Genomic DNA, 12,634 nt, shown 5'->3' with positions numbered 1-12,634 from the left:
CTGGAGAACCAGCCTTTTTCTAAAGATAAGGAGAAATATGAACAAAAAAACAAGACAGACACTAATCGGACTGCTAGTGTTATTGCTTTTGTCTACAGGGAGCTATTATATCAAGCAGATGCAGTCGGCACCTAATAGTCCTAAAACCAAGCTTAGTCAGAAAAAACAAGCGTCTGAAGCTCCTAGTCAAGCATTGGCAGAGAGTGTCTTAACAGACGCAGTCAAAAACCAAGTAAAAGGGAGTCTGGAGTGGAACGGATCAGGTGCTTTTATCGTCAATGGTAATAAAACAAACCTAAATGCCAAGGTTTCAAGTAAGCCCTACGCTGATAATAAAACAAAGACGGTGGGCAAGGAGACCGTACCAACCGTGGCTAATGCCCTCTTGTCTAAGGCTACTCGTCAGTACAAGAATCGTGAAGAAACTGGGAATGGTTCGACTTCATGGACTCCTCCAGGCTGGCATCAGGTCAAGAATCTAAAGGGCTCTTATACCCATGCAGTCGATAGAGGTCATCTGTTAGGCTATGCCTTAATCGGTGGTTTGGATGGTTTTGATGCCTCGACAAGCAATCCTAAAAACATTGCTGTTCAGACAGCCTGGGCAAATCAGGCGCAGGCCGAGGATTCGACTGGTCAAAACTACTATGAAAGTAAGGTGCGTAAAGCCTTGGACCAAAACAAGCGTGTCCGTTACCGTGTAACCCTTTACTACGCTTCAAACGAGGATTTAGTTCCTTCAGCTTCACAGATTGAAGCCAAGTCTTCAGATGGAGAATTGGAATTTAATGTTCTAGTTCCCAATGTTCAAAAGGGGCTTCAACTGGATTACCGAACTGGAGAAGTAACTGTAACTCATACTCAATGAAAATCAAAAAGCAAACTAGGAAGCTAGCCGCAGGTTGCTCAAAGCACAGCTTTGAGGTTGCAGATAAAGCTGACGTGGTTTGAAGAGATTTTCGAAGAGTATCAGTAAAAGATAAGATAAACTCCTATATCACTTATGGATGTAGGAGTTCTTTTTTCTAGTTTAAGTAGGGCTAGAGTAGGTACTAAGAAAAAATGGTAACTTCTAAAACTAACTTCCAGTTTTGGGAGAGAGATGGAAGTTACTTTGAGAAGTTACGCTAAGAAAAAAATAATATGTATTGGATTAAATTTTGTGATATAATAAAGGATAAGATACTATTTTAGGAGAAGAACTATGGAAGACCCAAGTAGTCAGAATTTGTTGCTACAATTTGTTTTATTGTTTATCTTGACGGTATTAAATGCCTTTTTCTCAGCCACAGAAATGGCCATGGTTTCTCTTAATCGTGCCCGAGTTGAACAAAAGGCAGAAGAAGGAGACAGACGCTACATCCGCCTGCTGAAGGTACTAGAAAATCCTAACCACTTTTTATCAACCATTCAGGTAGGAATCACCCTGATTACAATCTTATCAGGGGCGAGTTTAACTGATACTCTAGGACGTGTGATTGCCTCTTGGCTTGGGAATGTCGAAACAGCACAAGCCGTGGCAACTTTTCTATCCTTGGCATTTTTGACCTATATTTCCATCGTTTTTGGGGAATTATATCCTAAGAGAATCGCTCTTAATCTAAAGGATGCCTTGGCAATTCGTACAGCGCCGGTTATCATTGGGATCGGAAAACTAGTCAGTCCTTTTGTTTGGCTTTTAGCTGCTTCGACCAATTTCTTGAGCCATTTGACTCCTATGTCATTCGATGATGCGGATGAAAAGATGACCCGTGATGAAATTGCCTATATGCTGACAAATAGTGAAGAAACATTGGATGCTGATGAGATTGAGATGCTACAAGGTGTCTTTTCGCTCGATGAACTAATGGCACGAGAGGTTATGGTTCCTCGGACAGATGCTTTTATGGTGGATATTCAGGATGATAGTCAAAGCATTATCCAAAGTATTTTAAAACAAAACTTTTCCCGTATACCAGTTTACGATGGGGATAAGGACAATGTAATTGGAATCATTCACACCAAGAGTCTCCTTAAGGCTGGTTTTGTGGATGGTTTTGATAATATTGTTTGGAAGAAAATCTTACAAGATCCACTTTTTGTACCTGAAACTATTTTTGTGGATGACTTGCTAAAAGAATTGCGCAATACCCAAAGACAAATGGCAATCTTGCTGGATGAATACGGTGGTATGGCTGGTTTGGTGACCTTGGAAGACCTCTTAGAGGAAATTGTTGGTGAAATTGATGATGAAACGGACAAAGCAGCAATAGATGTTCATCAGATTGGCGAGGATACCTACATTGTTCAAGGAACAATGACCCTCAATGATTTCAATAATTACTTTGATGTTGAACTGGAAAGTGATGACGTTGATACCATTGCTGGTTACTATTTGACAGGAGTGGGGACCATTCCGACGACTGAGAAACTTAGCTATGAATTGGTCAGCCAAAACAAACAACTTATCTTAACCAATGATAAAGTGAAAAATGGACGTGTTACCAAGGTAAAAGTCCAAATTACCGAAGTTGAAATAGAAGAAGAAACAGAGTAAACTAGAGGCTTTTGTCACCAGGTGTGACGAAGCTTTTTTCAGTTGATTTCATGAGGGAATTATGTCATGGAAAGAACTTTGCCCCAAAAGTTTTTCAAAATTATCCGTATTTATCAGAAGAAAAATAAAAAAGCCCTTCAAATTGGGCTTTCTGTTCATTTGAAACCTGATAAATCAAGTTATAGAAGGCGGTAGACGGATTTGAACCGACGATCAAGCTTTTGCAGAGCCGTGCCTTACCACTTGGCTATACCGCCTTAACGTTTCTTATTATACCTTGAAAATGATTTTCAGTCAATAGCTTTTTCAGTTTTTTGTACCATAGTGTGATTCGAATGTAATGCTAAGTTTTCTATGGGAAAAAGATTACCAAAAATCTACTGAATCCCCTTGAAAAATCTAGCTAATTAGGGTATAATATAAATAATCATTTGTCGTAGGTTTTGTCTGAAATATTGTCCAGACAAGGCTCACAGCAGTTAAATCTTCTGAAAAAGTCAGATTTAGCTGCTCTTTTTGTGCTTTTTTTCAGGATTTTGAGTACTTGTAATAAAGACTTAAAAATTCTGAAAATTCATCAAAGGGACACGGTGATAGGGGTTTTACAACCATATGACGATTAGAAAGCCTGATTGACAAGGCTTGGAACTTATTTACAAAGGAGAATCATCTTGGCAGGACATGACGTTCAATACGGGAAACATCGTACCCGTCGTAGTTTTTCAAGAATCAAAGAAGTTCTTGACTTACCAAATTTGATTGAAATTCAAACTGACTCATTCAAAGATTTCCTAGACCACGGTCTTAAGGAAGTGTTTGAAGATGTATTGCCAATTTCAAACTTCACAGACACAATGGAGTTGGAATTTGTTGGATATGAAATCAAGGAACCCAAATATACGCTAGAAGAAGCTCGTATTCACGATGCTAGCTACTCAGCACCAATTTTTGTAACCTTCCGCTTGATCAATAAAGAAACAGGCGAAATCAAGACCCAAGAAGTTTTCTTTGGTGATTTCCCGATCATGACAGAAATGGGTACTTTCATTATCAATGGTGGTGAACGTATCATTGTATCTCAGTTGGTTCGCTCGCCAGGTGTTTACTTTAATGACAAAGTAGATAAGAACGGTAAAGTGGGCTATGGTTCAACTGTTATCCCTAACCGTGGAGCTTGGTTGGAACTTGAAAGCGACTCAAAAGATATTACCTACACTCGTATCGACCGTACTCGTAAGATTCCATTTACAACCTTGGTTCGTGCGCTTGGTTTCTCAGGTGATGATGAAATCTTTGATATCTTTGGTGATAGCGAATTGGTTCGCAACACTGTTGAAAAAGATATCCACAAGAATCCAATGGACTCTCGTACAGACGAAGCCTTGAAAGAAATCTACGAACGCCTTCGTCCAGGTGAACCTAAGACAGCTGAAAGCTCACGTAGCTTGCTTGTAGCTCGTTTCTTTGACCCACGTCGCTATGACTTAGCAGCAGTTGGTCGTTACAAGATCAATAAAAAACTCAATGTTAAAACACGCTTGCTTAACCAAACCATTGCAGAGCCATTGGTAGACCCTGAAACTGGAGAAATCTTGGTAGAAGCTGGAACTGTTATGACTCGTAGTGTGATTGAAAGCATTGAAAGCCATTTGGATGGTGACTTGAACAAGATTGTTTATATTCCAAACGATGCAGCCGTTGTGACTGAGCCAGTTGTTCTTCAAAAATTCAAGGTTGTTGCACCAACTGATCCAGACCGCGTCGTAACCATCATTGGTAATGCCAATCCAGATGACAAAGTTCGTATCGTCACTCCTGCAGATATCCTTGCTGAGATGAGCTACTTCCTCAACTTGGCTGAAGGACTTGGCCGTGTAGATGATATCGACCACCTTGGAAACCGTCGTATCCGTGCAGTTGGTGAATTGCTTGCCAACCAAGTACGTCTCGGACTTTCTCGTATGGAACGTAATGTCCGTGAACGTATGTCTGTTCAGGACAACGAAGTTTTGACGCCACAACAAATCATCAACATCCGTCCTGTAACAGCTGCGGTGAAAGAATTCTTTGGTTCATCACAGTTGTCACAGTTCATGGACCAACACAACCCACTTTCTGAGTTGTCTCACAAACGCCGTTTGTCAGCCTTGGGACCTGGTGGTTTGACACGTGACCGTGCTGGATATGAGGTACGTGACGTGCACTACACTCACTATGGTCGTATGTGTCCAATCGAGACACCTGAAGGACCTAACATCGGTTTGATCAATAACTTGTCATCTTACGGACATTTGAACAAGTATGGTTTTGTTCAAACACCATACCGTAAAGTTGACCGTGAAACAGGCGTTGTTACGAACGAAATCGTTTGGTTGACAGCCTATGAAGAAGATGAATTTACTGTAGCACAGGCTAATTCTCGTCTGAATGAAGATGGAACCTTTGCTGAGAAGATTGTCATGGGACGTCACCAAGGGGTCAACCAAGAGTATCCAGCGAATGTTGTTGACTACATGGACGTTTCACCAAAACAGGTAGTTGCCGTTGCGACAGCATGTATTCCTTTCTTGGAAAACGATGACTCCAACCGTGCCCTCATGGGAGCCAACATGCAACGTCAGGCTGTGCCATTGATCAATCCTCAAGCACCTTACGTTGGTACTGGTATGGAATACCAAGCAGCCCACGATTCAGGAGCTGCTGTGATTGCTCAGTACGATGGTAAAGTTACTTACGCAGATGCTGACAAGGTAGAAGTTCGTCGTGAAGATGGTTCATTGGATGTTTACCACATCCAAAAATTCCGTCGTTCAAACTCAGGTACTGCCTACAACCAACGTACGCTTGTTAAAGTTGGCGATGTCGTTGAAAAAGGTGATTTCATCGCTGACGGACCTTCTATGGAAAATGGAGAAATGGCGCTTGGACAAAACCCAATCGTTGCCTACATGACTTGGGAAGGTTACAACTTCGAGGATGCTGTTATCATGAGCGAACGCTTGGTTAAAGACGATGTCTACACATCTGTTCACCTTGAAGAATACGAATCAGAAACACGCGATACAAAGCTTGGGCCTGAAGAAATTACTCGTGAAATTCCAAATGTTGGGGAAGACGCTCTTAAAGACCTTGACGAAATGGGTATTATCCGTATCGGTGCTGAGGTTAAAGAAGGTGATATCCTTGTAGGTAAAGTAACACCTAAGGGTGAGAAAGACCTTTCAGCTGAAGAACGTCTCTTGCACGCTATCTTCGGAGATAAATCTCGTGAAGTTCGTGATACTTCTCTTCGTGTACCACACGGTGCCGATGGTGTCGTTCGTGATGTTAAGATCTTTACACGTGCAAATGGAGATGAGCTGCAATCAGGTGTTAACATGCTGGTTCGCGTCTACATCGCTCAAAAACGTAAGATCAAGGTCGGAGATAAGATGGCCGGACGTCACGGAAACAAAGGTGTTGTTTCTCGTATCGTTCCTGTAGAAGACATGCCTTACCTTCCAGACGGAACTCCAGTCGATATCATGTTGAACCCACTTGGGGTGCCATCACGTATGAATATCGGTCAGGTTATGGAGCTTCACCTTGGTATGGCAGCTCGTACTCTTGGTATCCACATCGCAACACCAGTCTTTGACGGAGCAAGTTCTGAAGACCTTTGGTCAACTGTTAAAGAAGCTGGTATGGATAGCGATGCCAAAACAATCCTTTACGATGGACGTACTGGAGAACCGTTTGATAACCGTGTTTCTGTCGGAGTCATGTACATGATCAAACTCCACCACATGGTTGATGATAAATTGCACGCGCGTTCAGTCGGACCTTACTCAACTGTTACCCAACAACCACTCGGAGGTAAAGCTCAGTTTGGTGGACAACGTTTCGGTGAGATGGAGGTTTGGGCTCTTGAAGCCTACGGTGCATCAAATGTCCTACAAGAAATCTTGACTTACAAGTCTGACGATATCAACGGACGTTTGAAAGCTTATGAAGCTATTACAAAAGGAAAACCAATTCCAAAACCAGGTGTTCCAGAATCCTTCCGAGTTCTTGTCAAAGAATTGCAATCTCTCGGTCTTGACATGCGTGTCCTAGACGAAGATGACCAAGAAGTGGAACTTCGCGACTTGGATGAAGGAATGGACGAAGATGTCATCCACGTAGATGACCTTGAAAAAGCCCGCGAAAAAGCAGCCCAAGAGGCTAAAGCAGCCTTTGAAGCCGAAGAAGCTGAGAAAGCAACAAAAGCGGAAGCAACAGAAGAAGCTGCTGAACAAGAATAAGTAGCTCACTTAGAATAGAAAGGGAAGAAATAGTGGTTGATGTAAATCGTTTTAAAAGTATGCAAATCACCCTAGCTTCTCCAAGCAAAGTCCGTTCATGGTCTTATGGAGAAGTCAAAAAACCTGAAACAATCAATTACCGAACCTTGAAACCAGAACGTGAAGGACTCTTTGATGAAGTGATCTTTGGTCCTACAAAAGACTGGGAATGTGCTTGTGGTAAATATAAACGCATTCGTTACAGAGGAATTGTTTGTGACCGTTGTGGGGTTGAAGTAACGCGTACGAAAGTTCGTCGTGAGCGTATGGGGCACATCGAATTGAAAGCTCCTGTATCTCACATCTGGTACTTCAAGGGGATTCCAAGCCGTATGGGCTTGACCCTTGATATGAGCCCTCGTGCCCTCGAGGAAGTTATCTACTTTGCGGCTTATGTGGTGATTGATCCTAAGGATACACCACTTGAGCACAAGTCTATCATGACAGAGCGCGAATACCGTGAGCGCTTGCGTGAGTATGGTTATGGATCGTTCGTTGCCAAGATGGGTGCCGAAGCTATCCAAGACCTTTTGAAACAAGTAGATCTTGAAAAAGAAATTGCTGAACTCAAAGAAGAGTTGAAAACAGCTACTGGACAAAAACGTGTCAAAGCCATCCGTCGTTTGGATGTTTTGGATGCTTTTTACAAGTCTGGAAACAAACCTGAATGGATGATTCTCAACATCCTTCCAGTTATTCCACCAGATCTTCGTCCAATGTTGCAGTTGGATGGTGGCCGTTTTGCCTCATCTGACTTGAACGACCTTTACCGCCGTGTTATCAACCGTAACAACCGTTTGGCTCGTTTGCTTGAGTTGAATGCGCCTGGTATCATCGTTCAAAATGAGAAGCGTATGCTTCAAGAAGCAGTTGACGCTTTGATTGACAATGGTCGTCGTGGTCGTCCAATCACAGGACCAGGTAGTCGTCCTCTTAAATCATTGAGCCACATGCTTAAAGGTAAACAAGGACGCTTCCGTCAAAACTTGCTCGGTAAACGTGTTGACTTCTCAGGACGTTCCGTTATCGCCGTTGGTCCAACTCTTAAGATGTACCAATGTGGTGTGCCACGTGAAATGGCGATTGAGCTCTTTAAACCATTCGTCATGCGTGAAATAGTCGCTCGTGATATCGTGCAAAACGTCAAAGCTGCTAAACGCTTGGTGGAACGCGGAGATGAGCGTATCTGGGATATCCTTGAAGAAGTGATCAAAGAACACCCAGTGCTTTTGAACCGCGCACCGACCCTTCACCGTTTGGGTATCCAAGCCTTCGAGCCAGTCTTGATTGATGGTAAGGCCCTTCGCTTGCACCCACTTGTCTGTGAAGCCTACAATGCCGACTTTGACGGGGACCAAATGGCCATCCACGTACCGCTTTCAGAAGAAGCCCAAGCAGAAGCTCGTATCTTGATGTTGGCTGCTGAGCATATCTTGAACCCGAAAGATGGTAAACCAGTTGTTACACCATCTCAGGACATGGTTTTGGGTAACTACTACTTGACCATGGAAGAAGCTGGTCGTGAAGGTGAAGGAATGGTCTTCAAAGACCGTGATGAAGCTGTCATGGCTTACCGCAATGGTTATGTTCACCTCCATTCACGTGTTGGTATCGCAACAGACAGCCTCAACAAGCCTTGGACAGAAGAGCAAAAACACAAGGTCTTGCTTACAACAGTTGGTAAAATCCTCTTCAACGACATCATGCCAGAGGGTCTACCATACTTGCAAGAACCAAACAATGCCAACTTGACAGAAGGCGTTCCAGCTAAATACTTCTTGCCACTTGGTGGAGATATCAAGGAAGCGATCAGCAATCTTGAACTTAACCCTCCATTCAAGAAGAAAAATCTTGGAAATATCATCGCTGAAATCTTCAAACGTTTCCGTACGACAGAAACTTCTGCCCTACTTGACCGTATGAAGAACCTCGGTTACCACCACTCAACTCTTGCAGGATTGACAGTGGGTATTGCCGATATCCCAGTCGTTGATGACAAGGCTGAAATCATTGAAGAATCACACAAACGTGTCGAACAAATCACCAAACAATTCCGTCGTGGTATGATTACAGACGACGAGCGTTACAATGCTGTTACAGCCGAATGGCGTGCTGCTCGTGAAAAACTTGAGAAACGCTTGATTGCCAACCAAGATCCTAAGAACCCAATCGTTATGATGATGGACTCTGGAGCCCGTGGTAACATCTCAAACTTCTCACAGCTTGCCGGTATGCGTGGTCTGATGGCTGCTCCGAACGGACGTATCATGGAATTGCCAATCCTTTCAAACTTCCGCGAAGGTTTGTCAGTACTCGAAATGTTCTTCTCAACTCACGGTGCCCGTAAAGGTATGACCGATACGGCCCTTAAGACAGCCGACTCAGGTTACTTGACTCGTCGTTTGGTTGACGTTGCCCAAGACGTTATCATTCGTGAGGACGACTGTGGAACTGACCGTGGTCTCTTGATCCGCTCTATCGCAGAAGGAAAAGAGATGATTGAGTCACTCGAAGAGCGTCTCAACGGTCGTTACACTAAGAAAACTGTTAAACATCCAGAAACTGGTGCAGTTATTATCGGTCCAAATGAGTTGATTACAGAAGACAAGGCGCGTGAAATTGTTAATGCTGGTGTGGAAGAAGTGACTATCCGTTCCGTATTTACATGTAACACTCGTCACGGTGTCTGCCGTCACTGTTATGGTATCAACTTGGCGACTGGTGATGCGGTTGAAGTTGGTGAATCAGTTGGTACAATCGCTGCCCAATCTATCGGGGAACCTGGTACACAGCTTACAATGCGTACCTTCCACACGGGTGGGGTTGCCTCAAATACCGATATCACTCAGGGTCTTCCTCGTGTCCAAGAAATCTTTGAAGCCCGCAATCCTAAAGGGGAAGCGGTTATCACAGAGGTTAAAGGACAAGTTACCGCTATCGAAGAAGATGCATCAACTCGTACCAAGAAAGTCTTTGTTAAGGGTGAAACTGGCGAAGGTGAGTACGTTGTTCCATTTACAGCTCGTATGCGTGTTGAAGTTGGGGACCAAGTAGCGCGTGGTGCTGCTCTTACAGAAGGTTCTATCCAACCAAAACGTCTCCTTGCAGTTCGTGATGTCTTGTCAGTTGAAACTTACCTTCTCGGTGAAGTACAAAAAGTTTACCGTAGCCAAGGGGTAGAAATCGGTGACAAACACATCGAGGTAATGGTTCGTCAAATGATCCGTAAAGTTCGTGTCATGGATCCAGGTGACACAGATCTTCTCATGGGTACCCTCATGGATATCAATGACTTTACAGATGCTAACAAAGATGTTCTTATCTCAGGTGGAGTTCCAGCGACAGGTCGCCCAGTTCTTATGGGAATTACCAAAGCCTCACTTGAAACAAATAGTTTCTTGTCAGCGGCTTCCTTCCAGGAAACAACTCGTGTCCTTACTGACGCAGCTATCCGTGGTAAGAAAGACCATCTCCTTGGACTTAAGGAAAATGTTATCATCGGTAAGATTATCCCAGCAGGTACTGGTATGGCTCGTTACCGTAACCTGGAACCACATGCTATCAACGAAGAAGAATACCTTAATCCTCCAGTAGAGGAAGAAGGGAATGAAGAAACAACAGAAGTAGTTGTGGATACTGCCGTTGAAACTGTGGAAGAAACAGTAGAATAAAAGCAGATGAGAGAGCCTTCGGGTTCTCTTTCTGTTTTCTGAAAACTTTCTCCATTTTTCCATGGAATGTGGTAAAATAAAAGAAAGAAGCTGACAAAGGAGACAGGTATGGAACAAACATTTTTTATCATTAAACCAGATGGTGTAAAAAGAGGACTAGTGGGTGAAGTGTTGAAACGTATCGAACAACGTGGATTTACAATTGAAAAATTGGAGTTGCGTACACAGCTTTCAGAAGAGTTAATTGACCAGCACTATCAGGACTTGGTTGGTCAAAGTTTTTACCCACCGATTCGTGAATTTATGACTTCAGGACCGGTTCTTGTAGGTATCATTTCTGATCCTAAAGTAATCGAAACTTGGCGGACCATGATGGGTGCAACTGATCCAGAAGAAGCTTTACCAGGAACTATTCGAGTTGATTTTGCAAAAGCTGCTGGAGAAAATGAGACTATCCAAAATGTTGTACATGGTTCAGATTCAGAAGAGTCAGCTAAGCGAGAAATTGCTCTTTGGTTTTAAGAGTTGATTGGCTCAATCAATCGGTTAAAAGCTCATTTGAATAGAAAGTATAGTCACATAAAAAAGAAAGGACTAACTTCGTCCTTTCTCATTCTTAGTTTTTCTTCAACCTACTACAGTAGATAAACATACTGAATAGCTACTGTCTTCACTCATTTAATTCTTAAAAATTGATAGAGTTGACAAATGGTAGAAAAAAGCTCTTTTTAATAAGTTAAGTATCAACTACAGTTACGATTAGCATTCGTTACTTAACCCACTCACCATTATAGTTTACGTAGTAACCATCTACTGTGGTATTAACAGCTAGGGCACCTGAACCATAGGCATAATACCATTTACCATTGATTTGGAACCAGCCTGTTTTCATATCTCCATTACTTGCATTTAGATAGTACCATATTGAACCATCTTTCACCCAACCTGTGGACATTGCACCTGATGAACGAAGATAGTACCAGTTATTACCAACATAAGCCCAACCTGTTGCCATTGCACCTGATGAACGGAGGTAGTACCACTTATTGCCAATTTGCTTCCAACCAGTTTGCATGATACCAGTTTCTGAATCTAGATAGTACCAAGCTGAACCATCATTTATCCAACCTACACGTCTTTCACCACCAAGATTCTTATTCCCAGAATTTCCTGTTTTTGCTAGGTAATACCAGTTAGATTGATCATAAAGCCAACCTGTCTTTAAATAATGATCTTGATCAAAGTAGTAGTATGCTAATTTAAGAACTTCGGGACCTTCCCAGCCTTCACCATGTTTTTTCCCAACGGTTAAGGAATATTTTAGCTCTAATTCTTGCCAACCAACAAACTCTTGTAGCACTCCATTTTCGTCAAAGTAGTACCATTCTGGCATTGGGGAACCTTCTAATCTGATACCATTAGGGTAAGGACCAATTGTATATCCTTTAACTGGCATTGGAATGTACTGCCAACCAACAACCATTTCGCCATTATAATCAAAATAATAGGTCTTCCCATCAATCACTCGCCAGTCCGTTTCTTTGAGGTTCCCCTTTTTGTAATAGGTTCTACCGTTTTCTTGGACAAACTGCCATCCTTCAGAGTTATCTGCAAATACTGTATTCGTAGCTAGCAAACCAAAGAAAATTACTGTTAGTCCAGCTTGCATAGTTTTTTTCAAAAGTTTCATTTATATATACCTCCAATATTAAATCCATTCACCAGATGAAGCGAAATTATAAACTTTACCATCAATAGTTTGGCTACCTGTAACCATTGCTCCACTTGAATTGAGATAATACCAATTTCCTCCCACTTTTATCCAACCGGTTTTCATGTCTCCATTTTTATTATCTAAGTAATACCATCTGCCTCGTATATATTTCCAACCTGTTGCCATTGAACCAGAGTTTTCCAGATAATACCATTTCCCATTTACTTTTTGCCAATCTGTGAGCATCTTACCGGAGGCGTCTAGATAGTACCAAGTGTCATTTATCTTTTGCCAACCTGTTTGTTTCGTACTGTTCTTATAATAGTACCAAGTACCACCAATCAATTTCCAACCATCAATAGAATGCCCTCGAATAACAGAGTAGATGAAA

The 12,634-nt window shown here is 42.4% G+C and carries 6 protein-coding genes, 1 tRNA gene and 1 pseudogene; 5 read left to right on the top strand and 3 right to left on the bottom strand.

Features of this window, described 5'->3' with window-relative positions; translation table 11 throughout:
- The first annotated feature begins 37 nt into the window (after positions 1 to 37).
- On the top strand, positions 38 to 868 hold the full coding sequence (gene endA, locus HT678_RS01505) for a DNA-entry nuclease EndA (RefSeq protein WP_001036782.1): 831 nt from the start codon (positions 38 to 40) through the stop codon (positions 866 to 868).
- A 336-nt stretch (positions 869 to 1,204) separates the two neighbouring features.
- Positions 1,205 to 2,536 (top strand): hemolysin family protein, encoded by a 1,332-nt coding sequence (locus HT678_RS01500; RefSeq protein WP_172924541.1) that lies wholly within the window; start codon positions 1,205 to 1,207, stop codon positions 2,534 to 2,536.
- 186 nt (positions 2,537 to 2,722) lie between these two features.
- Here the strand turns inward: HT678_RS01500 and HT678_RS01495 are convergent.
- Positions 2,723 to 2,793, bottom strand: a tRNA-Cys gene (locus HT678_RS01495).
- Positions 2,794 to 3,207: 414 nt separating this feature from the next.
- Between HT678_RS01495 and rpoB the strand changes: the two genes are divergently transcribed.
- From rpoB to ndk, 3 genes are all read left to right on the top strand, one after another.
- Positions 3,208 to 6,819, top strand: a complete 3,612-nt coding sequence (gene rpoB / locus HT678_RS01490) for a DNA-directed RNA polymerase subunit beta (RefSeq protein WP_172924540.1) — start codon at positions 3,208 to 3,210, stop codon at positions 6,817 to 6,819.
- Positions 6,820 to 6,851: 32 nt separating this feature from the next.
- Entirely contained in the window at positions 6,852 to 10,529 is a 3,678-nt protein-coding gene (gene rpoC, locus HT678_RS01485) for a DNA-directed RNA polymerase subunit beta' (RefSeq protein ID WP_172924539.1), read from the top strand.
- A gap of 108 nt (positions 10,530 to 10,637) precedes the next feature.
- Positions 10,638 to 11,051 (top strand): nucleoside-diphosphate kinase, encoded by a 414-nt coding sequence (gene ndk / locus HT678_RS01480; RefSeq protein WP_000438300.1) that lies wholly within the window; start codon positions 10,638 to 10,640, stop codon positions 11,049 to 11,051.
- A gap of 247 nt (positions 11,052 to 11,298) precedes the next feature.
- Here ndk and HT678_RS01475 read toward each other — a convergent pair whose 3' ends face one another.
- A complete protein-coding gene (locus tag HT678_RS01475) occupies positions 11,299 to 12,219 on the bottom strand; it encodes an N-acetylmuramoyl-L-alanine amidase family protein (protein ID WP_054388457.1) in 921 nt (306 codons plus the stop codon).
- A gap of 18 nt (positions 12,220 to 12,237) precedes the next feature.
- A pseudogene (locus HT678_RS01470) lies at positions 12,238 to 12,634 on the bottom strand (N-acetylmuramoyl-L-alanine amidase family protein); the annotation flags it as partial.

This window comes from Streptococcus sp. 3167 (assembly GCF_013277175.1).
GTDB lineage: Bacteria > Bacillota > Bacilli > Lactobacillales > Streptococcaceae > Streptococcus > Streptococcus pseudopneumoniae.
Note: the sequence above shows the minus strand (reverse complement) of the source record. Positions and strands in the feature narration are given on the sequence as shown.

Bases quoted from the DNA above. Each gene is read 5' to 3' on its own strand.
- endA (WP_001036782.1), top strand. From the start codon at position 38: ATGAACAAAAAAACAAGACAGACACTAATCGGACTGCTAGTGTTATTG.
- HT678_RS01500 (WP_172924541.1), top strand. From the start codon at position 1,205: ATGGAAGACCCAAGTAGTCAGAATTTGTTGCTACAATTTGTTTTATTG.
- ndk (WP_000438300.1), top strand. From the start codon at position 10,638: ATGGAACAAACATTTTTTATCATTAAACCAGATGGTGTAAAAAGAGGA.
- HT678_RS01475 (WP_054388457.1), bottom strand. From the start codon at position 12,219: ATGAAACTTTTGAAAAAAACTATGCAAGCTGGACTAACAGTAATTTTC.